Origin of the sequence: Pseudoalteromonas sp. T1lg23B, assembly GCF_002964665.1 — a bacterium.
GTDB lineage: Bacteria > Pseudomonadota > Gammaproteobacteria > Enterobacterales > Alteromonadaceae > Pseudoalteromonas.
On sequence record NZ_PQBZ01000030.1, the window covers coordinates 233,236 to 256,794 of the forward strand.

25 protein-coding genes are annotated in these 23,559 nt (G+C 42.0%); 13 read left to right on the plus strand and 12 right to left on the minus strand.

Annotated elements, in window-relative coordinates; all coding sequences use genetic code 11:
* Positions 1–13 precede the first annotated feature (13 nt).
* The 3 genes from C2M32_RS07730 to C2M32_RS07740 form a co-directional block, all read right to left on the minus strand.
* Entirely contained in the window at positions 14–2,401 is a 2,388-nt protein-coding gene (locus C2M32_RS07730) for a hypothetical protein (RefSeq protein WP_105167875.1), read from the minus strand.
* Positions 2,402–2,472: 71 nt separating this feature from the next.
* Positions 2,473–3,849 (minus strand): alpha-xenorhabdolysin family binary toxin subunit A, encoded by a 1,377-nt coding sequence (locus tag C2M32_RS07735; protein WP_105167876.1) that lies wholly within the window; start codon positions 3,847–3,849, stop codon positions 2,473–2,475.
* Positions 3,850–4,045: 196 nt separating this feature from the next.
* Positions 4,046–4,645, minus strand: a complete 600-nt coding sequence (locus tag C2M32_RS07740) for a Yip1 family protein (RefSeq protein WP_105167877.1) — start codon at positions 4,643–4,645, stop codon at positions 4,046–4,048.
* A gap of 432 nt (positions 4,646–5,077) precedes the next feature.
* On the opposite strand from C2M32_RS07740, the gene miaE reads away from it, so the two are divergent.
* On the plus strand, positions 5,078–5,836 hold the full coding sequence (miaE, locus tag C2M32_RS07745) for a tRNA isopentenyl-2-thiomethyl-A-37 hydroxylase MiaE (RefSeq protein WP_442792699.1): 759 nt from the start codon (positions 5,078–5,080) through the stop codon (positions 5,834–5,836).
* A 32-nt stretch (positions 5,837–5,868) separates the two neighbouring features.
* Here miaE and C2M32_RS07750 read toward each other — a convergent pair whose 3' ends face one another.
* Positions 5,869–6,603, minus strand: coding sequence for a UDP-2,3-diacylglucosamine diphosphatase (locus C2M32_RS07750; protein WP_105167879.1), 735 nt, complete (start codon positions 6,601–6,603; stop codon positions 5,869–5,871).
* 51 nt (positions 6,604–6,654) lie between these two features.
* The gene (ppiB, locus tag C2M32_RS07755) at positions 6,655–7,146 is read right to left on the minus strand and encodes a peptidylprolyl isomerase B (RefSeq protein ID WP_105167880.1); all 492 of its coding nucleotides are present in this window, start codon (positions 7,144–7,146) and stop codon (positions 6,655–6,657) included.
* A 202-nt stretch (positions 7,147–7,348) separates the two neighbouring features.
* Between ppiB and cysS the strand changes: the two genes are divergently transcribed.
* The 3 genes from cysS to C2M32_RS07770 all read left to right on the plus strand — a co-directional run bounded on the left by cysS (position 7,349) and on the right by C2M32_RS07770 (position 10,377).
* Positions 7,349–8,728, plus strand: a complete 1,380-nt coding sequence (gene cysS, locus C2M32_RS07760) for a cysteine--tRNA ligase (protein ID WP_105167881.1) — start codon at positions 7,349–7,351, stop codon at positions 8,726–8,728.
* Positions 8,729–8,807: 79 nt separating this feature from the next.
* Positions 8,808–9,677: a mechanosensitive ion channel family protein gene (locus C2M32_RS07765; protein ID WP_105167882.1), complete on the plus strand. Its 870-nt coding sequence runs from the start codon at positions 8,808–8,810 to the stop codon at positions 9,675–9,677.
* Between the two features lie 244 nt (positions 9,678–9,921).
* On the plus strand, positions 9,922–10,377 hold the full coding sequence (locus tag C2M32_RS07770; protein WP_105167883.1) for a hypothetical protein: 456 nt from the start codon (positions 9,922–9,924) through the stop codon (positions 10,375–10,377).
* A gap of 52 nt (positions 10,378–10,429) precedes the next feature.
* Here the strand turns inward: C2M32_RS07770 and C2M32_RS07775 are convergent, their stop codons facing one another.
* The 4 genes from C2M32_RS07775 to C2M32_RS07790 all read right to left on the minus strand — a co-directional run bounded on the left by C2M32_RS07775 (position 10,430) and on the right by C2M32_RS07790 (position 13,176).
* Complete coding sequence (locus tag C2M32_RS07775) at positions 10,430–11,245, minus strand: mechanosensitive ion channel family protein (protein WP_442792700.1); 816 nt, start codon at positions 11,243–11,245, stop codon at positions 10,430–10,432.
* 30 nt (positions 11,246–11,275) lie between these two features.
* Positions 11,276–11,965, minus strand: a complete 690-nt coding sequence (locus C2M32_RS07780; RefSeq protein WP_105167885.1) for an LrgB family protein — start codon at positions 11,963–11,965, stop codon at positions 11,276–11,278.
* The gene (locus C2M32_RS07785; protein WP_105167886.1) at positions 11,958–12,269 is read right to left on the minus strand and encodes a CidA/LrgA family protein; all 312 of its coding nucleotides are present in this window, start codon (positions 12,267–12,269) and stop codon (positions 11,958–11,960) included. Before C2M32_RS07785 ends, C2M32_RS07780 begins: the two co-directional genes overlap by 8 nt.
* Positions 12,270–12,384: 115 nt before the next feature.
* Positions 12,385–13,176: a crotonase/enoyl-CoA hydratase family protein gene (locus C2M32_RS07790; protein WP_105167887.1), complete on the minus strand. Its 792-nt coding sequence runs from the start codon at positions 13,174–13,176 to the stop codon at positions 12,385–12,387.
* 163 nt (positions 13,177–13,339) lie between these two features.
* Here C2M32_RS07790 and C2M32_RS07795 point away from each other — a divergent pair, with 163 nt between their 5' ends.
* From C2M32_RS07795 to C2M32_RS07805, 3 genes are all read left to right on the plus strand, one after another.
* Entirely contained in the window at positions 13,340–13,663 is a 324-nt protein-coding gene (locus C2M32_RS07795; RefSeq protein ID WP_105167888.1) for a DUF440 family protein, read from the plus strand.
* Between the two features lie 65 nt (positions 13,664–13,728).
* Positions 13,729–14,514 carry a DUF481 domain-containing protein gene (locus C2M32_RS07800; RefSeq protein ID WP_105168032.1) on the plus strand — a complete coding sequence of 262 codons (786 nt, stop codon included), beginning with the start codon at positions 13,729–13,731 and terminating at the stop codon, positions 14,512–14,514.
* A gap of 11 nt (positions 14,515–14,525) precedes the next feature.
* Positions 14,526–14,966, plus strand: a complete 441-nt coding sequence (locus C2M32_RS07805) for a hypothetical protein (protein ID WP_105167889.1) — start codon at positions 14,526–14,528, stop codon at positions 14,964–14,966.
* Positions 14,967–14,983: 17 nt separating this feature from the next.
* On the opposite strand, the gene C2M32_RS07810 is transcribed toward C2M32_RS07805, so the two are convergent.
* Positions 14,984–15,469 (minus strand): FKBP-type peptidyl-prolyl cis-trans isomerase, encoded by a 486-nt coding sequence (locus C2M32_RS07810; protein ID WP_105167890.1) that lies wholly within the window; start codon positions 15,467–15,469, stop codon positions 14,984–14,986.
* A gap of 12 nt (positions 15,470–15,481) precedes the next feature.
* Positions 15,482–16,399 (minus strand): CAF17-like 4Fe-4S cluster assembly/insertion protein YgfZ, encoded by a 918-nt coding sequence (ygfZ, locus tag C2M32_RS07815; protein ID WP_105167891.1) that lies wholly within the window; start codon positions 16,397–16,399, stop codon positions 15,482–15,484.
* 199 nt (positions 16,400–16,598) lie between these two features.
* Between ygfZ and C2M32_RS07820 the strand changes: the two genes are divergently transcribed.
* Positions 16,599–16,850: an FAD assembly factor SdhE gene (locus C2M32_RS07820; protein WP_105167892.1), complete on the plus strand. Its 252-nt coding sequence runs from the start codon at positions 16,599–16,601 to the stop codon at positions 16,848–16,850.
* Between the two features lie 395 nt (positions 16,851–17,245).
* Here C2M32_RS07820 and nadB read toward each other — a convergent pair whose 3' ends face one another.
* On the minus strand, positions 17,246–18,841 hold the full coding sequence (gene nadB, locus C2M32_RS07830; RefSeq protein WP_105168033.1) for an L-aspartate oxidase: 1,596 nt from the start codon (positions 18,839–18,841) through the stop codon (positions 17,246–17,248).
* Between the two features lie 266 nt (positions 18,842–19,107).
* On the opposite strand from nadB, the gene rpoE reads away from it, so the two are divergent.
* The 5 genes from rpoE (at position 19,108) to lepA (ending at position 23,559) form a co-directional block, all read left to right on the plus strand.
* A complete protein-coding gene (gene rpoE, locus C2M32_RS07835) occupies positions 19,108–19,689 on the plus strand; it encodes an RNA polymerase sigma factor RpoE (protein ID WP_105167894.1) in 582 nt (193 codons plus the stop codon).
* A gap of 1 nt (position 19,690) precedes the next feature.
* Positions 19,691–20,302: a sigma-E factor negative regulatory protein gene (locus C2M32_RS07840; protein WP_105167895.1), complete on the plus strand. Its 612-nt coding sequence runs from the start codon at positions 19,691–19,693 to the stop codon at positions 20,300–20,302.
* Between the two features lie 4 nt (positions 20,303–20,306).
* Entirely contained in the window at positions 20,307–21,257 is a 951-nt protein-coding gene (locus C2M32_RS07845) for a MucB/RseB C-terminal domain-containing protein (RefSeq protein ID WP_105167896.1), read from the plus strand.
* Positions 21,254–21,703, plus strand: coding sequence for a SoxR reducing system RseC family protein (locus tag C2M32_RS07850; RefSeq protein WP_105167897.1), 450 nt, complete (start codon positions 21,254–21,256; stop codon positions 21,701–21,703). The genes C2M32_RS07845 and C2M32_RS07850 overlap by 4 nt, the downstream gene beginning before the upstream one ends.
* Before the next feature lie 68 nt (positions 21,704–21,771).
* Positions 21,772–23,559, plus strand: a complete 1,788-nt coding sequence (lepA, locus tag C2M32_RS07855) for a translation elongation factor 4 (RefSeq protein WP_105167898.1) — start codon at positions 21,772–21,774, stop codon at positions 23,557–23,559.

Sequence of the window (23,559 nt, forward strand, 5' to 3'; positions counted from 1 at the left end):
AAATGGAACGCATTTAAAATTGTGTGATGGCGTTACCAAAAAACTCTATCTCTACACTCTCAATATCCTGTATTTGAAAGTTTTGATTTAACCCATCATTTGGCAAGCTGATTTGCCACTGAGTAAACGGCGTTGGCTCGAAGTAAGCAAATTGAAACTCATTGCTCACATCTCCATCTATTAGTATCTCTGGATATTGTGCCCAATTGTAATATTGAAACCCTCGTTTTGTTGCTTTTCCTGCAAACCTAAATGTGCTGCCATTGTATTTGTCTTCATATACCCCAGAGTTTTTTATATTGAGGGTTAGTTTCGTGCTAAGTGGAATATTCTCACCTTTAATCCAAGCTCTGACTTTGCTTAGCCTTACTCGGCTCAAGCCTGCAAACTCCGGTTGTGATAATGGAACAGTGAAGCTCAGGGAGCGAGTCTCTTTGAGACGATTAATTTGCGTTTCATTATCAATGTTCAGCTTGATACTGGAAAATGTCTGGGGGTACCTTGGAAACGCGAGTAATGCTTGATGATAGTCATGCTCAATTTGTGAACGATATGACAATAGCTCCGCATAGCTCATGCCAAAGGAGAGAGTGACATTGGATTGTTTCAAGCTCCAATACTCATATGCGCTAATATAGTGTTGTAGCGTTGTGAATAGAGGGCGTTTAGCCTGCTCAAGCTCACGCTCAATTTGTTTGACTAAGGTGTCATACCCTTGCTCAGTCGTATGGTAATTATCAATTAATGATGAAAGTCGCTGAGCATGATTCTGGTTAACTTTGTCCATGAGTAGAATATCTAAATACTTCGCTTGCTCAACAGCAATGGTATTTTTCATTTGTGTCAATGTCTTACTATAAATTACTAGCTTGTTTAACTCAGCTAAATAATTTGATGCGCCAGCAACACCTTTTGAGATTGCAGTTTGAATGTTGATTGAAGCTTCAGCTAAAAATGCATCCCATAGCATTAAATCTAACTCTGTACGCACAGAAACTGCTTCCATAGCTTGTAACTTCTCAACTATTTCAGACACTTGTAAATCAGCATTCAGCTCGCTATATAAATTGCCCAATTGCGTTTCTATGGCGTTTAAGTTGTCTACCATGGCACTAAGTGACTTCATAGCTTTTGCTAAAGAAACAGAACTTGACTGTGCCAAAGTGATGCCAGACAGTATGTCTGATGAGCCGCTTGGGTCACCAGCAGAAACGCTAGCCGCGCCCTTTGCAAAAGACATTGAAGCATTTAAGCCATTTATGATTGCGCCAATGATTTGATCGTGTTTCCAACGGGTTAATCCAATGCTGAATTGTGTTTGGGCATTGAGAAGTGACAGTTGTTGACTGAATATCGTTTCTCGGCTTTTTTGAATGTCTACTAGCAACCCATCAATATTATTTTGGATACGGGTAAGGATTTGATCGTGCGCATAAGAAGTATCTTGATGGAGTGCTTTCATCGCATTGGTTGAACTTATTTTTTCATTAAATGAACTCGCTGTGTCAGAAAAGCGTTCGAATTGCTGTTGGTAATACTTCATGCGAGAAGCGTGTGCGTCGAATGCATCAATATACAGAGCTTGATTAAGCGTAGGCACATAGCTGGCATTAATTTGATTTGCCATGTATGTTGACTGATAAAATGATTTTGAAGCAACGACATCTAGGTATAGCTGAGAGAATTCATCGTTGTCTTGTATACCTTGTCCTGAGTGGAATACTCGCTCAAGCCAATCGAACTGCTTAATACTTAGAGACTGGTTTTGAGCGAAAGTTGTCATCGCTAACTTCATAAATTCATAAAACTGATCTGCTTGAACATCATTCATTAACGCTAAATATTCAGACGTATCTGACACCAATCCAGACTGAATGTTGCCATTGCTAAAGTGGTATTCAAACCCCAATTTGTTACTGTTGGATGTTTGTTGCTGATAATCGTGATACAGCTCCGAACCATTGGGGAGAAATGCACCAAATTGCAATTTTCCGTTAAAATTTTGATGTAAGCTGATAAAAGAACCCATCGAGCTTTCTTCACCATCCAGTAAAATGAAAGTTTCATCATTGGGTGAGAACACTTCACGAGCAATGACGAGCACAATTTTATCACCTAGGTTGAGATCCTGAGTGGGCATGACCAAGGTATCTGCTAACAAAACATATAGAATATTGTCGTTATTCCAATGGCTACTGTTTAGCAATGAATCGAATTCAATTAATGGTGAAGATAGAAAATAGCTGCTATCTGAGTGGGTCTCATATCGAAATTCATGTGATTGAATATTAGTAAGCTGGTGGTGTTGCTCCCAAGACTGTGCTTGCGCTTGTGGGTGTGTGAAGGTATTAAGCAGTAACAGCCCTGAAAATATTAAAGTGATAACAGTTTTATGTTTCATAATAATCCCGGATCAAGGGGTAGCAAAGAATGCTACCCGTTGGTATTTAACTATAGAATTGAATATTTTGATTATTCGGAATATACAGCGTAAGCGTTCGCCATAAACTGGTAAGCTTTATTGCCAACTTCTTTCCAATCGTTGATCACGCCATTTCGCCCTTCTAGCTTGATTTTGGCTAGGCGAGCTTTGATTGCAGAGCGCTTTTCGAGGCTACTATTCACATCATCAAGATCTTTAACGATTTCACCTAGGTCGTTTTTAATGAACTGCCAATGCGCCTCAATCTTAGCGACGGATTGTTGGGCTTCTTGTAAAGACTGCTCAGTACTTTTTAGACTATTAACCGATGCATCATAAGCTTGAATGGTGATCACTAAATGACGTTCTGATTGCTCTAATTCATGTATTTCGTTCTCTACATCATGCATTGCTGACATTGCTTGTGCGGCTTTTGAGCCAAAAATACCAGCGACTACTGGGGCTGCAACCCAACCGTAAAAAGGCACCCATGCATAGGTCGGAGTCGTGGCGGCGACAGTCACATAATGCTGATACTCATCTTCTACATCATTAAGGGTTGCATGTGCATTTGCTAGTCGTTGACGTACTTGTTCAAGCCTCTGACTCAAAACATCTTTTTTGAATCCATCCTGCATTCTAACCAATGCAGCATGGTATTCATTGTTGTTAGCGGAGAATTGTTGGATTTTTTCAAAGACATGTTGCGCTTCCAACTGGTTTTCTTCAGCAGTTGCTGCCAAGTCAGCGAGTAAAACTTGTGCGAACTCAGCGGAGCCATCATTGTCATTGTCGATGAAATCATCTATTGCTTCAATTAGTGGGCCGTAATAGTCTTCTATGTCACCCGCGTATGAATGAATAGTATGTGCTAAGTTTACAGCTGAGGGATAGGTATCTACGCGCCAATTTCTTGCATTTGACTTTACTTGGGTGTACAGGTTCGCTAATGCTTGGAACTCTGCACTGTATGCTAAATCAGATGGCATATGAAGTTGCAGCCTCATAGAAGGTTCATCTGTTGGTAAAGCGAAAGAGGTAGAGACATAGTTTTGAATATCTATCCATTCATCTGCCGTAAGAAGAAAGTTCTTATCATCAGTAAAGAGTGTTTTTGGTGACAAAGTGCTGAGAGTTGGTTGGTCGGTACAAATTGTTTCACCCATTCCTCGCGTATCATTTTGGAAAACAGGGCATCCATAGCCACGACCACTAATAGATGCGCCATCACCAATTCTTACGATTGACCACATGCCAATCATTTCACAGTATTTTTGAGTATTGGCTTGAACCTCCGCTAAGGTGACATGGCGCAGGTTACTGGGGCATATCTCGCCTGGTTTTACATAGTCATTAGCATAGCTATTCATGCTCATTAACATGGTTGCACTTAATAAAGAGATTGAAAAACGTTTGGTTATTTTCATAACAGCTCCTCGAATTAACTAAATGTGTTGAAAACGAGGTTAGTGTTGCAAAGTTTTGGGTGGCGCTATATAGGGTAATTACCCTAAAAGTAGACATAACTCATGTTAAAATAGTGGGGCTATGGAAAAGAGAGATGTGATTTTCCCATCAGAAAGAAGCATCACATACTTCTTCCTGATAAAGAGTGATAAGACCTTAACTAAAGGTTGGACTGATAATACCGTTAGTCCACAGAATGGCGGTTGCAGCCAAAATAATTACCAATAGGATAAGGCCACAGGTCACCACCGAGCTGGCGTAGATAAAGCCACGCTCCTCAGGAATGTGCATAAGAATCGGCACGCCCGTATAGAGTAGGTAGACTGAATAAGCCAATGCTATAAGCCCTACGCTTGCCACAAACCATAGCTCTGGGTAAAAGGCCGAAAACGCGGACATAAACATAGGAGTCGCAGTGTAAGCGGATAACTCTAGTGTTTGTGTAAACGTGGGTTTCGCACCAAAAGTGACTGCCATCCAATGGGATAGATAAGACAAAGCAAAAATACCCACGATTAATGCGCAGTACATAGCGACACCAATCATTAAGGCGCTGTCATGGGTGAGAAATACCGCGTCTCCTGCACCGATTTTCCAACCTAGATGAACTGACGAGTAATACCCCATAATGCTTGGAATAAGCGCAATAAGGGCAATGTGAGATAAACTATATTTGATGCTTTCGTGACGGTTGTCGATAGTTTGCCACTCTTCGAGTGGATGAGCATATAAGCCCCATAAATGGTTAAGGATCATAACCTGTCCCTCATAAAATGTGTTGTGTTATTTTTATACAGTACCTGTTTAGTTATGAGAGACGGTCTGATTTTTGTCAAGAATAGGTTAAACTTTTGTCTAATTGAAACTTTCAGAATTGATCGAAATCAACCAATTCGGCATAAGAAAGTGTATTTTACAGGGGTCTTTTGGTTTATACAGGTTTATTACATAAACCACTTTTCATATACTTTTGTTATCAGGTATACACGCACCGTAACGAACAATGCTATTCATAACGCCTATATAAAATCATTACCTCTAGATATTAAAATTTAGTAGCATAGTGTCAGATATGAAATTGATCCCAGTTAAGTCAGTTCATGGTTGTTTATGGTAGAATGACCTGTAGATTAATATTGAGATTTTCAGTAGCTGTTAAAAAGCAGTTGCTTATGTAGAGATATAAAATTGGAAGATTTGTTAAAACCGATCAAAGCGTTTTTGGGCTGTGACACGCCCAACGAATGGATCCAAGCAGCGACAAAAGAAGAAAACCTGCCAGTTGTATTGATAGACCACTTAATATGCGAATTGAAGGCCGCCCAGTCAGCTATGTTTTTAATTCGCAAATATGCGGTTGATAAAGACAGTGGGGATGCGTTACTTGAGTGGTTAAAGCCGTTTGAAACGCTTATCTATAAGCGTGACGGAAATTGGCGTGACTTAGCGGATAAAAATAAGCTAACTAAATCAATGATCCCAAAATCAAATACGCCTTATGGGCAAGAGTTGATTGATAAAATGGTGATGTTGATTAAAGAAGAACTACATCATTTTTACCAAGTGTTAGAGATCATGGATGAGTATGGGGTTGAGTATCAAAGTATCACGCCTTGTCGCTACGCAAAAGGCATGCTCAGACACGTTAAAACCTATGAGCCTGACGCGTTGGTTGATAAGCTAATTGTAGGAGCTTACATCGAAGCGCGCTCGTGTGAGCGTTTCGCTAAGCTTGCACCACATGTTGATAAACGCCTTGGGGATTTTTATATCTCATTGCTGCGCTCAGAAGCTCGTCATTATCAAGATTACCTGACATTGGCACAAGAGATCAGTGAGTTTGATATCACGGAGCGCGTGGTTTATTTTGGTAAGGTTGAAGCTGAGCTTATCTCATCACCAGATGAAGATTTTAAGTTTCATAGTGGTGTGCCTGTCCATGCATGAAGCTGTGGGTTGGCTCCTCACAGATCAGAGCGCTAAGCGGTTTGATCTTTAACTAACGTTTGTTCGCCCAATTCATTGACCACTAAGTACGCACTTTGGCTATACCAATCTCCCAACACGGTGCGAGTCAAAGTGTTCCCCTTGTGCTCGTATCGATGCACGCCAGGGCGGTGCGTGTGGCCATGGATCATCTGTGTGACTTGATAGCGCTCAAACATCTCTATTACCGCGCTGTGTGTCACATCCAAAATTTCGGCAGCTTTGCCCATTTGATTGGCTTTACTTTTGGCTCTTGCGTCACGAGCAATTTTGCGACGAACGCTCAAAGGTAAAGATAAAATCAATCTTGGCCACCACCAACCTCGGCTTTTTTTACGAAACTTTTGATAGGCCAAGTCCTCGGTACACATTTCGTCACCATGTAAAATAACCGTGGGAGTGCCGTATAGGTCGATAACACACTGCTCTGGCAGTAAGGTCATACCTGCTTGTTTGGCATAGTGTTTTCCTAATAGGAAATCTCGATTACCGTGTATGAAATACGTGCGGATCCCCATTTTCTGCAAAGCAGCCAGCCGTTGGGCAACTTCTTGGCCAAGCACCGAATGCTCATCATCCCCAATCCAAACTTCAAAAAAGTCCCCGAGGATATATAGCGCATCGACATCTTGGTTCATGTGCGCAGATAAAAACTCGTAGAAAGCTTGAGTGATAGCGGGGTGATCTTCGCTTAAGTGTAGGTCGGAGATAAAATAGGTTTTACGCATGGGCTTCTTTGTAAGTAAAGCGGGACTGTGCCCGCTTAAACACCTTGCCAGTTAGGCAACGGTTACTTTTTCGATGATCACATCTTCAAGTGGTACATCTTGGTGGAAGCCAGATGAACCTGTTGCGACAGACTTAATTTTGTTAACTACGTCCATGCCTTCAACCACTTTTGCAAATACACAATATCCCCAGCCCTGTGACGTTTCACTGCTGAAGTTTAGGAAGTCGTTATCGTTAACGTTGATAAAGAACTGAGCCGTTGCTGAGTGTGGATCCGGTGTACGTGCCATAGCTAGCGTACCAACCTTGTTGCTTAAGCCATTGTTCGCTTCATTTTCAATTGGCGCTTGAACTGACTTTTGCTCCATACCCGGTGCGAAGCCACCGCCTTGAATCATGAAACCATCGATAACACGGTGAAAAATTGTGCCATCGTAAAAGCCTGACTTTGCGTAGTTTAAAAAGTTTTCAACTGTTTTAGGTGCGTCCTCAGCGAATAGTTCAATGCTGATTTCACCAAAGTTAGTGTGTAGAACAACCATTTCGGCTTCCTAATCATTAATATATAAAAGAGGCTATTCTATAGCAGAACCGCCTAGTCTGACAATTTTCCAGAAGGATTTAATCGTCTACCCGCTAAAATGTTTTATATTTGGGAAAATAGCAGCGAATTGGGTATAGAGTGGTGACGGGCCAAGTGTTATCATTAGGTTTCATGTCTATTTTGTTTAGGAATAACACTACATGTTGCAGATATACAACACACTTACTCGCCAAAAAGCGCCATTTAAACCTCTTGTCGAAGGCAAAGTCGACATGTACGTGTGTGGTATCACCATTTATGATTTCTGCCATGTAGGCCATGCACGTACGTATGTGTCATTCGATGTAATGAATCGTTACTTACGTTATCTTGGCTATGACGTAACCTACGTACGTAATATTACCGACGTAGATGATAAAATTATCAAGCGTGCTGCTGAAAACCAAGAAGAAATCAACGACTTAACCGTACGTATGACCAAAGCCATGCATGAAGACTTTGACGCGCTGAATATTCTTCCTGCTGATATTGAGCCCACGGTAACGGGTCATATGGATGAAATTATAGCGATGATAGAAACACTGATCGCTAAAGGCCATGCTTATGTTTCGGGCGGTGGCGACGTGTTATTTGATGTTTCAACGTTTGCACAATATGGTCAATTATCACAGCAAGATTTAGATATGTTGCAAGCTGGTGCACGTGTTGAAGTGGCACAGGACAAAGATGATCCGTTAGATTTTGTGTTATGGAAAAAAGCCAAAGCTGGCGAACCGGCTTGGCAGTCACCTTGGGGTGAGGGGCGACCTGGTTGGCACATTGAATGTAGCGCTATGAGTTCAAAGCATTTAGGTGAGTTTTTTGATATTCACGGTGGTGGCTCTGATCTACAGTTTCCACATCATGAAAATGAAATTGCCCAGTCATGTTGTGCCAATAATGGCAAGTATGTGAATACTTGGATCCATACTGGCATGGTGCAAGTAAATAAAGAGAAAATGTCTAAGTCTCTAGGCAACTTTTTTACTGTGCGTGAAGTATTGAAGCAATATGACCGCGAAACGGTTCGTTACTTTTTGATTAATGGCCACTATCGTAGTCAGTTGAACTACTCGCAAGAGAACTTAGATCAAGCTCGCTCATCACTGGAGCGTATTTACACGGCATTACGTGGTGTTGAGTTAGTCGAAGTGACACTTGAGGGGAACGAATACGCGAAACGTTTTGAAGCGGCAATGAATGATGACTTCAATACGCCAGAAGCATTACCTGTGATCTTTGAATTGGCTAAGGAAGTAAACCTTTTAAAAGATAAAGATCTCACCGCAGCGGGCGAGCATGCATATATACTCGTTCAATTGGCAAGTGTGTTGGGTATTGCACAGCAGGAACCAGAACGTTTTTTACAGGGCGAGCAAGACAACGATGAAGTAGCAAAAATTGAAGCTCTCATCGTAAAACGTAATGAAGCGCGCGCAAACAAAGATTGGGCTGCGGCCGACGAGGCTCGTGATGCATTGAATGCATTGGGTGTGGTGCTAGAAGATAGCGCAGGTAAAACCACTTGGCGTAAGGCTTAAGCCTCGACCCAAATAAGTTGCGAATTTTAAATGTAAACGCCACACTCAAAAGTGTGGCGTTTTTTTTGAGGAAAAATAAATGGATATGAGTTGGCTGGATCAAGAGTTGATCAAGGTTGGCAATTTTTCTTTGCTAGTGGGAGAGTTATTGTCATTTTTTGTGGTGATCATAGTAACTTTCGTTTTATCTCGTGTATTGCGAGCCGCATTCCAACGTTTAGCTATGCGTCAAGGGGTGATAGCGCATACTTCAGCCTATGTAATAGGTCGTATTATTCATTATATCGTTTTGTTTATTGGTTTTATCATCGCACTGACCGCTTTGGGAATGGAAATGACCGAGCTTGCGCTGATCGCCAGTGCCTTGGGGGTAGGGATTGGCCTCGGTTTACAAGGTATGGTAAACAACTTTGTGTCTGGATTGGTATTACTGCTCGAAAAAACAGTGAAAGTGGGTGATTTTGTTGAGTTGTCTAATGATGTGGTTGGTGAGGTCATGGCTATTTATATGCGCGCAACCTTGATAAGAACAAATGACAACGTGGATATTCTCATTCCTAATGCTGAACTGGTATCTGGGCTGGTCACAAATTGGACGTTGGCTGAGAAGGTAAGACGATTTCGTATCTCATTCTCGGTGGCGTATGGAAGTGACAAGGAATTGGTTAAAAAAGCAGTTCTAGAGGCTGCTGATAATGTGCCTTATACATTAAATAGCGTAGGTAGAGAGCCGACCGTGTGGATGACGGGCTTTGGAGATAGCAGTTTAAATTTCACATTAGGTGTGTGGGTGCAACCTGAGCAGGTGAAGCGTCCAACCGCATTGGTTTCAGATTACTTGTGGGCGATTGATGATGCGCTTCGCAAATATGGCATTGAGATCCCATTTCCACAACGAGATATTCATATTCGGTCAACGGCAGATAAGAGTATTGTGCAGAATAATTAAATAATTTGTGGCGTTTATGGCACTCGGATCATAGCAATAGTTAGAATAATGGTTTCACAATTTTCTGTAACAATGAACGAGTGCTAAATAAGCCTTTGTTTTTGGTATCATTCGAATAACCGCAAAAAGTGATATGTTTAACTTTTTTGAGATTAAAGTTGTCATCCTGTAAATATTTAATTTTGCATAAAATGAAATTAGCATTATAGTTAAATTAGTGTAATTTAACTGAGTGATTGAGCCTATGGCTGATGGTGTAGTGGAGTTTGATTTTGATCATACAGCTACTTTTATTGATGCCATGAATAGCGGGCTTAGTCACCTTTGCAGCAAGGTGTTTACATTCAGGACTATGGCGCGCAGCGGGGTCCAGTTTCGTTTGTATGCTCGACGTAAAAGTCCATTTCGAGATGCTGAAACCATCCTTATTTGTAGAGAAGTTTCTGAGTTTTCCCTAACAAGACTTGATAGCTTTGACTGTAGTTGGAGCGAGCAGGAGCTAGCGGTCGTGGACGCGCTCAAAGCTCAAGGCCATAGTATTTTACCCATGTTCATAGTGATCCGCAGAGGCCCATCGATGGCATTCTTCTTAGAAGAGAATGAATTGTCCCAAGAGTCTGTATGTGTACAGGAATTGTTGTGCCGTATGATGTCAGATCACGACGCAGCCAGAGCACTGGCAAGCAATTTAGTCTATTAGCGATCAAACCAATTCCCAACCTATTAGGCACCGCAAGGTGCCTTTTCTTTGTTTAATCGTACTCTTTTTGCAATGTAATAACCCGCTGTGGGAAAGGTATTTCTATTTGCGCGGCTTTAATAGCGCTATAAACTTGTTTGTTTATAGCGAGTTTGGTTTCAATAATTTGTGTAGTAGGTACCCAATAGCGGTAGCTAATAATCACGGCACTGTCACCAAAATGCTCAATGCCCACTTGTGGCTGAGGACTTTTTGCCACTTGATCATTGGCTAAAATAACGGTGACGATTTCACTGATTGCGGTATCGCTACAAGCACTATAAGCGATTCCTATTTCACCTTTTACCAGCGAGTATTCAAAGGAGTTATGTAAAATCTCACCAATGATATGTTTGTTGGGGATGGTAATTTCTACTTTTTCTTCATTGATCAATATGGTGTGACCCAGCTCAATCTTTTTAACTTGGCCACTGACTCCCTTGATTTGGATGGTATCTCCAACGATAAAAGGGCGTGTGGCGATAATAGCAAGACCCGAACCATAGTTTGATAACATGCCTTGCAGTGCTAAGCCAGCGCCCAATGACGCGGCACCAATCGCGGCAACAAAAGGAGTCACACTGATCCCAACTTTGCCAAGCGCTATAATAACGAACATGACTATCAGTAAAACTTTAACTAAATTACTGATAAAATTGGTTAAAGTAATATCAATTTGATGGCGATGCATAAGTGCTTCAACCATTTTTGATAATCGGTTGGATATCCATAGCCCGAGCAATAGAATGATCAGAGCACCTAATACTTGCATACTGTAAGTGACTAAATAGTCTCTGATCAGGTTGAAATAATGTTCAAACTGTTTCATTTCTTGTTCAATCAAAATCGCGCATCCTTTTTATAAGAGCATAGTAAGCCAGCGGTAGAAAGGTGGAACCCACACAGCGGTTACTACTGCACTAATGGTCATTGCAGCAGATGCGTAAGCGCCTGCTGCAGGGTGATATTCTAACGCACTTGCCGTGCCAATCGCATGGCAGGATACACCCAATGCAATACCTTTTGCCTGTGGGTGTACGACATTTAGCTGAGTCAGTATAGTCACGCCGAATATGCCCCCAAATATTCCTACAAGGATCACCATGATAGCGGCGATGGCACTCATACCGCCCAAGCTTTCACTGATCAGCAGTGTGATTGGAGTCGTTACAGACAAAGCGGCTAACGAGGCACTCAGTTGAGCGTCGGTGGTGTATAAGCGACAAAGCAAAAAAGCAACTAAGGTGGCACTGGTTACGCCAGCAAAGCTACATGCCACGAGTGGCAAAAAGTAATGTTTAATACTACGAAACTGAGAGTACAGAGGGTAGGCCAGTGCGACAACAGCAACTTCCAGAAAAAAATGTATAGGTTGTGCTGCTTGGAAGAATTCATGGTAATTAACATCAAATGTTAATAACCAAGTACTTATTACTATAATGCACAATAGCAATGGGTTAAAAATGGCAGACCGGTGCTTTGCATATAGTCTGCGAAACAGGAGAAAAAGCATACAGAGCAAGGTGCATATAAATAGCGAACTAATCATGAAAGGTCACTTTTTTTGCAATTAAACCAACCAAACATAATCCGCTAAGAGGCACTGCAATCAATACGCTCAATAACAGTGGCCAGTGAGTGTTAAGCAGTGACGTGTATTGCACAATCCCTACGCCCGCTGGAATAAAAAACAGCGCCATATATTTTAAAATGGGTGCACATGCTGGCGCTAACCATTGCGGTTTTAACACTTTGCAGTTTAGTAATAACAACATCAGTGCCATACCGATTAATGGTGCGGGTATCGACAATTGCAGCCAAACTTTAAGTAGCTTAGCGCTAAATAAACACATAAGCAGCAGAGCCAGGGCTGTGCAAAACCTTGCGATAGTTAACAAGTTACGCTCCGTAGATAGGGATGACTGGCCAATAATAATTGACCAGCTAGGATACCTCAATTGGACTAATTTACCACTTGGCACGTTGTTGATAAGGTTTGTGTTCTTCGCTTGTGGCATTGTGCATCGCAATTCGCGTATTTTTGCTTAATAATAGTCTTATTTGAGAATATGTTTCTTTAGCTAAGGTTGCTCTGCGGTTGTGCCTATAGGCCGTCTGGTTAACTGTTTTTATTGCAGCTAAAGCATCGGGAGAGCGCGTTAATATTTGTGACAGTAATTTTTCGCACGCTAAATGTAAGTCATCACTAACCATAGAGACTAGACCAATATCCAAAGCTTCTTGGCTGTCTATCGGTGATCCCAGACATGCGAGCTTGAATGCTTGATCATAGCGCATAGTACTTGGTAGAAGTGGCCCTGAACCCATATCTGGACACAGTCCCCAGCGTGATTCCATAATGGCTAGTTTGGCTTGCGGCGTAGCAATTCGATAGTCAGCGCCTAGGGCGATATGCATACCGCCACCAAAACAGTTACCATCAATTAATGCGATAACGGGTACTGGAAGTGCGCGCCAGCCTAAGCAGATTCTTTGTGCCAAATTTGCATTGCCTGGTAGCCATTTAAACAGTAGTCTGAAAATAGCAGAGGGCCTTTTCATTACCGATTTAACATCCAGCCCAGAACAAAAATTATCTCCAGCACCTTTTATTACAACAGCTCTTAGTTTGCGGTTTTTTGTTAGCTGTTTAATGGTGCCGTCTATAGCAACAAACATCTCAAAAGTGAGTGCATTTTGTTTTTCTGGGCGATTAAGCGTTAGCCATGCAACATCACCGTGGTATTCTAGAGTTAGCATTTTGGCATCCTGTTTGTCTGTTATAAGTATTTGAATTAGAGTTTATATTCTAATGATAATAATTTCAGCATAGAAATTTGCCCATTTAACGAAACACCATAGCCTTTAATTTTGTGATTTTGCTATCATAACGATTAATGCATTAATAATGAGTACCTCTACCATGTCAGCCCGTTTATGTAGCGTTGAAGAAATCGCACATCAAGCTTATGAAATTTTTCAGCAATTAGCGCCAGATAATTTATCAGATGAGGATATTGAACAATTTAACCTACATCATGAGGAATATGGTTTTATCGAAGATAGCGAGCCAGATGATAGTTGGCAAGATTTTGTGGCCTTGGAGATAGAGCCTGAACACTTTGTGCAAGTGCTCATTGGTATTGAGTATGAAGACGGTGATGAAGTCTTTGTGAAAATACTGATCAGCCGTGATCTCGATGCACCATTTTGTCATGTTTTGTGGAAACAAAACGATTCTGAGTAACTATTTTTAAGAGTTGTTGTTAAGTAGTGCAATACTTTAAAACGTGTATTTTTGTTTTTAGTCTGATGTGGTTGCCACACGGCTATAGCGCTGATCCTCTCGAGGACTTTCATCAGTACGGTGAAGTTTCAGATGATGAAATTCACAAGCTGCATGTCGGAGATTTGCTTTATGGGGATGTTGAATTTGGCTTAATTGCTAATAAGGGCAATTCTCATAATACGGCTTTTAAGTTAAAAAGTAACGTATATCAAGATTTTACTCAGTGGCGTAATCAATTCAAAATCGATGCGTTGTACCGTGAGGATAGTGACACAGACACTGGAGATAATGAAGTAACAGCTTCTAGATACTTCTTTTCAGGTCAAGGTAACTACAAGGTCGGTCAAGACAATGAGTCTTTCTTTATTTACGGTGATTACTTAAATGATAAGTTCAGCGGTAAAGATTATACCACAACCGTTGCAATAGGTTATGGCAACCGATTGTTTGAGGGACGTAAGAACACGGTTGATTTTGATATCGGCCCTGGTTTGTATTTGTCGAAAACCGATGAGGAAACAACGTTAATCGAAGGGCAATCAAGGTTGCAGCGCGGGCATTTGTTGCGCTTAGCTTTACAATGGGAACGCAACATTTCCAAACGAACCCGCTTTAATCACGATATGAGTATGGAAATATCGCTGTCCGGATTAAACGATCGTATGGTGAGCGAAACAGCACTTGTGAGTCAGGTCTTAGGTGGCGTGTCATTGAAGGTATCATACAGCTATCGATATAATTCCCAGCCAGAAGAAGGTAAACTGAAAACCGACACAGAACTTGGTGCTACTTTGGTATACAGTTTTTAAAGAGGAAAGTTATGTACCGACATACTCAATTTTCATGGGCTATCATGGCAATATTAGCTTGGGTTGCAAGTTTCTTAATACTGGCGACTTGGCTGCTTGGATATAACGTTATGGTGTTGGTTTTTGCCGTAATTTTAGGCGTATTGTGTTGCACATTTTATGCGTTAACTATCGAAGTGAATAAAGAACAGCGTACTCTGAGCTGGTGGTTTGGTCCGGGAGTTGCTAAGAAAACACTGGGATTTGATGATATAACCGAGATCAAAGGGGTGACCAACTCGTTTCGACACGGCGTAGGGATGAGAATTACTAATGACGGCTGGGTGTATTCGGCATCTGGGTTTTCAGCTATTGAGGTAAGTTTACCCGATGGTATGAAGTACAGGTTAGGGACCAATGATCAGGCTAATTTACTGACCGCATTAAGTGACAAAGTTGCAAGCGCCGATTAGCGCTTGCAATCGTGTGGTTAGTGGTCGTGGCCACAACCACCTTCACCATGGACATGGCCATGGGCTAACTCATCTTCTGTTGCATCACGAACTTCAAGGATCTCAACATCAAAATTTAAGGTGATCCCTGACAGCGGGTGATTACCATCAACGACTACTTCGTCATCTTGTATATCAATGATCATGACCATTTGGTCACCATCGTCTGTGGTTGCGCGAAACTGCATGCCTACCTCAATTTCCATGCCTTCAAACATTGACTTTGGCACTGCTTGCATGAGGTTATCGTGGCGTTCGCCGTAACCTTGTTCTGGATCTACTGTTACGCTGACTTTGTCACCCGCTTGCTTATCCATTAACGCATTTTCTAGTCCTGGAATTAAATAGCCAGTACCTACGATAAACACCAGTGGTTCACCATCAAATGTATTGTCAATGGTGTTGTTGTCATTATCTAAAACAGAGTAATGCATGCTTACCACTTTATTTGGTGCGATTTTCATAATATATCCCGTTTATTGGTCATCTAGAGAATAAGGGAGGGGCATAATGGTTAATGCGACCTCAGGTGAATGTTTTGCACGAAGACTTACCGATTGCTCCGTATCGTTGGGTAATACTGCCAATGCACTGTAGGTGTTTGTGGCACTATTAAATACTTGATGAATAACTTTACCTGCACGGCGCCAGTTATCCCCAAGCTGTAATTCAAGTTCTGTTTCTGCAATCGCTTCAGAGCATGGGCCTTGTACGATGTACATCGCTCGTTTGTTTTTTCCTAAGTAACGCATGCGCGCTACCGTTTCTTGACCCGTGTAACACCCTTTTTTAAAGCTGATGCCGTTGAGTGCTTGTAAGTTAACCATTTGCGGTACAAACTCTTCAATGTTCTGTTCATTAACTTGCGGTTCGCCAGCTAAGATCCCTGCTTCGATAAATAAGCTTGGATCCTCATTAAATGCGATATCTTCAGGTAAACAGAAGTCGCTATCGACGTATAGCAGCAAACGCTGGTTATCGAGTTTTAGCGCTTTGTTATTACCGAAATCACAGGCTGTGTTTTCACCCTCAAATTTTAAGCCTAGCAAATCACATACATTGTTCAATTGTGTATGGCTGTGAACTCCAATTACTCGTGGTTCTTTTACCGTGTCAATTTCAACTTTTGCAAAGACGCCATACTTTTTTAGCTCTCTATTAGACGCTTGAACCTCAGCTTCTGAGCCCAATAGAATAAAGCGTTGCTGATGTTTGAAAACACGAAATGCGCCCCACAGTTTTCCTTTTGGACTGCAGTGGCCTGCCCACAGGAAGTTATGCTCGGTGATCAGGTTCATATCTTGGGTCAGTTGACCATGTAAATAGCTTAATTGCTCCGTACCTGAAACAGCAATTAATTGATATGGGAGATTAAAGGCACACGCAAGTGACATAGAATGAATCCTTAAAAAGAGAATTGGCGTAATGGTAACTTATATCTACAGTAGCATAAACGCTCACAACAAAAGAATTGTATGGATGGCGTCTCTCGTATTGTTTTTCAAGTAAAGATCTGTGTTTCATTCCATAAACTAAGATATAATCCAGAACGCTACAAATAAAACAATGATAGATTAGATTAAGGGTATTTTAATGGCAGAGCTGTATTCAAAGTCTCGCACAAAATGGGCATGTCGTCGTGGTATGTTAGAACTGGATGTGTTGTTGGGGCCGTTTGTAGATGAAGCGTATGACGCATTAAGTGAGCAAGATAAGCTTGTTTTTCAGCGCTTATTGGCCGTTGAAGACCCAGACTTGTTCGCATGGTTTATGGGTCACGAACGTTGCCCAGATGCTGAACTTGACGCCATGGTAAAGCTGATCCTTGACCGAGTCAGAGTATAGGTTTTCTTTTAAAAATAACCACCTAGACCACAAGCCCTTTGTGGTCTTATTCGCTTGTGTAACATTTATTTCTATCCTATTGTTTCCTCATTTACCAGCGATTATTCTTGCGCTGTTGCTTGGTTTACTCGGTTATTGGTTGTGTTTTCGCCATTGCCGTTTGTACACACCTGAACAAGGTATTGTGCTGCTAAGGCAAGATGATAATTTTATTGAGTTTTATGGTGATACTGATTTTGTCGGCAAGATATCGAGCGCTTTTCTGTTGTGCGACATTTTATGTTTGCAGCTAGAAAGTTACTCTGGTGTGCGTAAAAGAGTATTGATAGTGCGCTCAGCGCTTTCGACACAAGCTTGGGCTCGCCTGTGCCGATTAAGTTTGCGGGACAATGGGACTACGGAATCAAAATAGTCGGCTTGGGGTCTTGGCTTTGTTTTGGATAATCAATGGTGTAGTGCAAACCACGACTCTCTTTGCGAGCCAAAGCACTGCGAATAATTAACTCGGCTACCTGAACGAGATTCCTTAATTCCAACAAGTTATTGCTCACTCTAAAATGAGCATAATATTCTTGAATCTCTTGCTGTAGTAGTTCAACACGACGCAATGCCCGTTCCAACCTCTTTGTTGATCTCACAATGCCAACGTAGTCCCACATAAATAGCCTCAGCTCATGCCAGTTGTGGGTAATAACCACTTCTTCGTCTGAGTCACTTACGCGACTTTCATCCCACTCAGGTAACTCAGGTGGGGTAGGGCTTGACTTAATCTTGGTCAAGATATCTTTGGCAGCAGCGTGTGCAAATACAATACATTCGAGTAGTGAGTTACTGGCCATTCGGTTTGCACCATGAAGACCTGTGTATGCAACTTCGCCGACAGCGTATAGGTTGTCTATATCCGTTTTACCATTAAAGTCAGTCATTACACCACCGCAAGTGTAATGGGCTGCTGGGACGACGGGAATGGCTTCTTTAGTGATATCTAGACCAACGCTCAGGCACTTAGCATAAATGGTTGGAAAGTGTTCAATGATAAAATCTTTATCTTTATGTGAAATATCGAGGTATACACAATTAGCCCCTAAACGCTTCATTTCATAATCTATAGCTCGGGCAACGATATCTCGAGGAGCAAGTTCTTCTCGTTCATCAAAATCGGGCATAAACCGAGTGCCATCAGGCCTTTTCAATAAAGCACCTTCACCTCTCATCGCTTCAGTAATTAGAAAGTTTTGCAGTTCTGGGTGATATAAACTGGTCGGATGGAACTGGTTAAACTCCATGTTGGCTACCTTACAGCCTGCACGCCAAGCCATAGCAATGCCATCTCCACTAGAGACATCAGGATTAGATGTATAAAGATAAACTTTGCTTGCTCCACCGGTTGCGAGCGCAACAAACTTTGCGGAAATTGTTTCTACTTGATCTTTCTCTCGATTGAATACATACACGCCGTGGATACGGCGTTCTGGGGCACTTTTATCGCTGATGAGGTCAATAGCATTATATTGCTCTAGTATCGTAATATTACCGTGCGCTTGCACCTGACTTACCAAGGTTGTTTGTACAGCTTTACCAGTCGCGTCAGCCGCGTGTAAAATTCGACGATGGCTGTGGCCCCCCTCACGAGTTAAGTGGTAGCGCTCTTTACCTTTACTGTCGAACTCCATATCAAAAGGAACACCTTGTTCAATCAACCACTTTAAGCAGTTTTTAGCGTTACTTGCAGTATAATGCACGGCATCTCGGTCACATAAACCCGCACCCGCAGCTAGAGTGTCTTCCACATGTGATTCTATACTGTCATTTTTTTTGTCAAATACAGCTGCAATGCCACCTTGTGCGTAAAGTGTTGAGCCTTCTTTCAAGGCGCCTTTGCTTATCACAGTCACATGGCAATGATTTGCCAAAGACAAGGCCAGGCTTAAACCCGCGGCGCCGCTTCCGATTACAACCACATCGGTGCTATGATTTTTAATTGACTTCATGTTTTTGGATCTTCGCTTTTTATATGCACTAAATACAGCTAGATGCAGCATTTTTTGCTATTATACACCTAATTGGGGTAAACCATATGTGCTTTGTGTGAGCCGTATTGACACGTAAAAGTCTGTGTCAGACGTTCCGATTGTCATTATTTTAAAAAAAATATCAAAAAAACAGAACTTTTTATTCATCGCCTAGTCAGAGTAGCAGTAAATAATGGCAACGAAACATTAAGTTATAACGATAACAAAGAGGAGTACCGGCTCGAATGAGCGAGCAGGATTTGGATTTAGAACTGGTTAAGCGGGTTCAGCAAGGAGATAAAAACGCCTTCAACCTTTTAGTTGCCAAATATCAAAATAAGGTCGCCGCGTTGATTTCACGTTATGTGTCAAACCACGGTGATGTAGCAGATGTCGCACAAGAAGCGTTTATCAAAGCGTATCGTGCACTCCCTAATTTTAGGGGCGAAAGTGCGTTTTACACTTGGTTGTATCGTATAGCGGTTAACTGCTCAAAGAACTATTTGGTGGCTCAAGGGAGAAAACCCCCAGCCAATGATGTGGATGCTGAAGAAGCTGAATTTTATGATGGAGCTGAGCAATTACGCTCAAATGCATCCCCTGAGAACTTATTGCTAAGTGATGAGGTAAGGTCGGTAATATTTTCAACTATCGATGGTTTACCTGATGACTTAAAAACAGCGATCACCTTGAGAGAAATCGAAGGAATGAGCTATGACGAAATTGCAGTGGTAATGGACTGCCCAGTTGGTACTGTTCGCTCTCGAATTTTTAGAGCGCGAGAAGCAATAGATAACAATTTAAACCCACTAATAGGTGAGTCATAACATGACAAAAGCGAACCTCACAAAATCACCACAAGAGATAGCATCACGCGCACTTGATGGCGATTTGCAGCTTGACCAATCATCTTTGAGTCAAATAGACGCAGCCAAGTTTGCGCGCTATGCACAAATAGGTGATGTAATGCGTGAAGCTCAAACGGGTGGTATTAGCATTGATATTACAGCAAAAGTGGCAGCAGCTTTGGAAAACGAGCCATGTCACAACCTAAGCTTGCAAAGCGAGCATCAGGAGCAAATTGCTCAAGGAACTAAAGTTGTAAAGCTAAGTGCTTGGCGTAGACCCATTTCTCAAGTAGCAATTGCAGCAAGCGTGGCGCTAGTCGCTGTGCTAGGCGTCAATACCATGCCACAACAAAGTGCTCCTGCCATTGACGAAATGCCAGTCTTACAGTCGCGACCGTTAGCTGGTGGTGTCGCTCCAGTGAGTTTTTCGACGGAGCAGTCTGCACTGCAAAGTGCCGAGAAAGGTATTCGTGATTTGCAGCAGCAACGCATTGGAGCACTTGTGCTTGAGCATCAAAGACAGTCTCGCGTTGCTTATGCTTTACAGCAAAAGAGCAAAGCTGAATCAGAACAACCAGAGGATAAGAAGTAGTTAAATGAGATTACTTGCCTGTATTTTAGGTTTATGTTTGGCTTCATGGGCACATGCTGAGGAAGTCGTTTCTGCTAGGCAGCTACTACAAAACATGGCTTCAGCGGTCCACAACAGAAATTTTGATGCGTCTTTTGTTGTGCTCAAAGGTAAAGGCATGGAGCCTTATCGTTGGGTTCATGCAAAGCACGAAAATAAAGAGTTAGAGTTACTAAGCTTGCTAAACGGAGCAGGCTTAGAAATTGTAAGAGTCGATGATCTAGTTACCTATTATGAACCACAGTCTGCACCTTATTCAGTGAAAACTGACTCAATAGCAGGACCAATTCCTGAAGTGTTGTTCAAAGATGTGAGTACACTTTTAGAACATTATGACTTTGTTCTAGGCGGGAAAGGTCGTATAGCAGGTAGGCCTGCACAATTAGTTAGGGTAGAAGCCAAAGATAGTAGTAAATACAACTATTGGCTATGGATCGACACACAGTCTTCTTTATTATTGAAGGCTGCATATGTTAACCAGCAAGGTGAGTTACTTGAGCAACTACAGCTTACACATATCAGTGTAACGCCTGAGCCAGCAGAACAGTTATTAGAGTTAACCCAAAGAGAATTCCCAACACCATTACCCGCGCTGAAATTAAACAAAGAAGATACATTACAAAATAATTGGCAAATTGGTTGGTTACCTGAGGGATTTAAATTGTTAAAATCAGATAGACATAAATTAGATTTAAACAATGAATTGGCTGATTACTATTTGTTTTCTGACGGATTAGTTGATGTTTCTGTCTTTGTGCAGCGTCCATTGCCTGGACAACGACCAAGTGGAGCATTGTCCTCTGGTGCAACGACAGTATATGTTCACAACTCTGGGGCATTCGATGTCTCTGTGGTGGGCAACATCCCCGCAATGACGGCAAAAAGTATAGCTGAGTCAGTAAAGCGGCCACTATGATTGAACAAACATTAACTGTGGTGTCAGTATCTGGCACTACAGCTTATTTAAAAGCCAAGCAAAAAACCGCATGTGAAGGCTGTAATGGCAAATGCGGCTCCCAAATCTTTAGTAAACTTTTTGGCACTCACAAAAAAACATTTCCAATCCAAATCGAAGAATCTTTGCAAATCGGTCAAAAAGTCAAACTCAGCCTAGATGACTCCAAAGTGGTCAATCATGCCTTTTATGTGTATATGTTGCCGTTGCTAATGGCATTTATGTGCGCATTCATTGTTTCTCTAGGATTGGAACTCAGTGAACCTTGGCAGATTTTATCAGCGATAGCGGGCGGTTTTCTAGGTTTCTTAGTTGCCAAAAGGCGCGTTCAGTCGATAAAGCATGATGTAAAAGTGGTAAAAATTTACCCAATTAGCATGGCTGTGACGCAAATAGATGGTGATTGAGTTAAATAACAGGTAAAATCTGCGCTTTAATCCATTTAGTGACTTAATAGAAGTTTAGAATCCAGTATATGAAGCATATCCGTAACTTTTCTATCATCGCCCACATTGACCATGGCAAATCAACACTTTCTGACCGCCTAATTCAAGTATGCGGTGGCCTTACAGACCGCGAAATGCAACAGCAGGTTCTGGATTCGATGGACATCGAGCGCGAGCGCGGTATCACCATCAAGGCGCAAAGTGTTACTCTTAATTACACTGCCAAAGATGGTGAAACATACATGTTGAACTTCATCGACACGCCAGGACACGTTGACTTTACTTATGAAGTGTCACGTTCTTTGGCTGCATGTGAAGGGGCTCTTTTGGTTGTGGACGCGGGTCAAGGCGTTGAAGCACAGACTTTGGCGAACTGCTACACCGCAATCGAAATGGATTTAGAAGTTATTCCAATTCTGAACAAAATAGACTTACCGCAAGCCGACCCGCTACGTGTTGCAGAGGAAATTGAAGATATCGTTGGTATCGATGCCTTGGATGCCGTGCAATGTAGTGCTAAAACGGGTGTTGGTATTGAGGATGTACTCGAGAATATCGTACGTGATGTTCCGCCTCCAGTCGGTGACCCTGATGCGCCACTACAGGCGTTGATCATAGATTCTTGGTTTGACTCATATCAAGGCGTTGTTTCACTCGTGCGTATTAAGCATGGTGAATTACGCCAAGGTGATAAGATAAAGATCATGTCTACGGGCCAAACACACCTTGCCGATAAAGTAGGTATTTTCACGCCAAAACAAAAAGATACAGGTACGTTGAAAACCGGCGAAGTAGGGTATGTGATTGCGGGTATTAAAGACATCCATGGTGCACCAGTAGGTGATACCATCACTTTAACCAAGAATGCAGCACCTGAACGTTTACCAGGTTTCCAGCGCGTTAAACCACAAGTTTACGCTGGTATGTTCCCAATTTCATCGGATGATTATGAATCATTCCGTGATGCACTGAACAAATTAAGCCTTAATGACGCATCATTGTTCTTTGAACCAGAAAATTCTACAGCACTTGGCTTTGGATTCCGTGTTGGTTTCCTTGGCATGTTGCATATGGAGATCATCCAAGAGCGTTTAGAACGTGAATATGATATGGATCTGATCACCACAGCGCCTACGGTAATCTATGAGATAGAAACCAAGCACGGTACTATTCAGATCGACAATCCATCAGCGCTGCCGCCAGTAAACGATATTATTGAGATTCGCGAGCCAATTGTAGAGGCGAATATTTTGGTTCCTCAGGAATACTTGGGTAACGTGATCACGCTATGTATTGAAAAGCGTGGTGTACAAACCAAGATGGCTTATCACGGTAAGCAAGTAGCGGTAACCTATGAGCTACCAATGGCTGAGGTGGTTATGGACTTCTTTGACAAGTTAAAATCTACTAGCCGTGGTTTTGCTTCGCTTGATTATAACTTTAAGCACTTCCAACCCTCTGATATGGTTCGTGTTGATATTCTTATCAATGGTGACCGTGTTGATGCACTTGCGATTATCGCGCACCGTGATGGTGCACAGAGTCGTGGTCGTCAATTAGCGGACGCACTGAAAGAGCTGATCCCTCGTCAGATGTTTGATATTGCAATTCAGGCAGCTATCGGTGGACATGTCATTGCCCGTACTACAGTGAAGCAATTGCGTAAAAACGTAATCGCAAAATGTTATGGTGGTGACGTAAGTCGTAAGAAAAAGCTACTTCAGAAACAAAAAGAAGGTAAAAAGCGCATGAAGCAGTTGGGTAACGTAGAAGTTCCTCAAGATGCGTTTCTTGCCATATTAAAAGTGGGCAAATAA

Bases quoted from the DNA above. Each gene is read 5' to 3' on its own strand.
- C2M32_RS07730 (WP_105167875.1), bottom strand. From the start codon at position 2,401: ATGAAACATAAAACTGTTATCACTTTAATATTTTCAGGGCTGTTACTG.
- C2M32_RS07735 (WP_105167876.1), bottom strand. From the start codon at position 3,849: ATGAAAATAACCAAACGTTTTTCAATCTCTTTATTAAGTGCAACCATG.
- C2M32_RS07740 (WP_105167877.1), bottom strand. From the start codon at position 4,645: ATGATCCTTAACCATTTATGGGGCTTATATGCTCATCCACTCGAAGAG.
- C2M32_RS07750 (WP_105167879.1), bottom strand. From the start codon at position 6,603: ATGCGTAAAACCTATTTTATCTCCGACCTACACTTAAGCGAAGATCAC.
- ppiB (WP_105167880.1), bottom strand. From the start codon at position 7,146: ATGGTTGTTCTACACACTAACTTTGGTGAAATCAGCATTGAACTATTC.
- cysS (WP_105167881.1), top strand. From the start codon at position 7,349: ATGTTGCAGATATACAACACACTTACTCGCCAAAAAGCGCCATTTAAA.
- C2M32_RS07765 (WP_105167882.1), top strand. From the start codon at position 8,808: ATGGATATGAGTTGGCTGGATCAAGAGTTGATCAAGGTTGGCAATTTT.
- C2M32_RS07770 (WP_105167883.1), top strand. From the start codon at position 9,922: ATGGCTGATGGTGTAGTGGAGTTTGATTTTGATCATACAGCTACTTTT.
- C2M32_RS07775 (WP_442792700.1), bottom strand. From the start codon at position 11,245: ATGAAACAGTTTGAACATTATTTCAACCTGATCAGAGACTATTTAGTC.
- C2M32_RS07780 (WP_105167885.1), bottom strand. From the start codon at position 11,965: ATGATTAGTTCGCTATTTATATGCACCTTGCTCTGTATGCTTTTTCTC.
- C2M32_RS07785 (WP_105167886.1), bottom strand. From the start codon at position 12,269: ATGTGTTTATTTAGCGCTAAGCTACTTAAAGTTTGGCTGCAATTGTCG.
- C2M32_RS07790 (WP_105167887.1), bottom strand. From the start codon at position 13,176: ATGCTAACTCTAGAATACCACGGTGATGTTGCATGGCTAACGCTTAAT.
- C2M32_RS07795 (WP_105167888.1), top strand. From the start codon at position 13,340: ATGTCAGCCCGTTTATGTAGCGTTGAAGAAATCGCACATCAAGCTTAT.
- C2M32_RS07800 (WP_105168032.1), top strand. From the start codon at position 13,729: ATGTGGTTGCCACACGGCTATAGCGCTGATCCTCTCGAGGACTTTCAT.
- C2M32_RS07805 (WP_105167889.1), top strand. From the start codon at position 14,526: ATGTACCGACATACTCAATTTTCATGGGCTATCATGGCAATATTAGCT.
- C2M32_RS07810 (WP_105167890.1), bottom strand. From the start codon at position 15,469: ATGAAAATCGCACCAAATAAAGTGGTAAGCATGCATTACTCTGTTTTA.
- ygfZ (WP_105167891.1), bottom strand. From the start codon at position 16,399: ATGTCACTTGCGTGTGCCTTTAATCTCCCATATCAATTAATTGCTGTT.
- C2M32_RS07820 (WP_105167892.1), top strand. From the start codon at position 16,599: ATGGCAGAGCTGTATTCAAAGTCTCGCACAAAATGGGCATGTCGTCGT.
- nadB (WP_105168033.1), bottom strand. From the start codon at position 18,841: ATGAAGTCAATTAAAAATCATAGCACCGATGTGGTTGTAATCGGAAGC.
- rpoE (WP_105167894.1), top strand. From the start codon at position 19,108: ATGAGCGAGCAGGATTTGGATTTAGAACTGGTTAAGCGGGTTCAGCAA.
- C2M32_RS07840 (WP_105167895.1), top strand. From the start codon at position 19,691: ATGACAAAAGCGAACCTCACAAAATCACCACAAGAGATAGCATCACGC.
- C2M32_RS07845 (WP_105167896.1), top strand. From the start codon at position 20,307: ATGAGATTACTTGCCTGTATTTTAGGTTTATGTTTGGCTTCATGGGCA.
- C2M32_RS07850 (WP_105167897.1), top strand. From the start codon at position 21,254: ATGATTGAACAAACATTAACTGTGGTGTCAGTATCTGGCACTACAGCT.
- lepA (WP_105167898.1), top strand. From the start codon at position 21,772: ATGAAGCATATCCGTAACTTTTCTATCATCGCCCACATTGACCATGGC.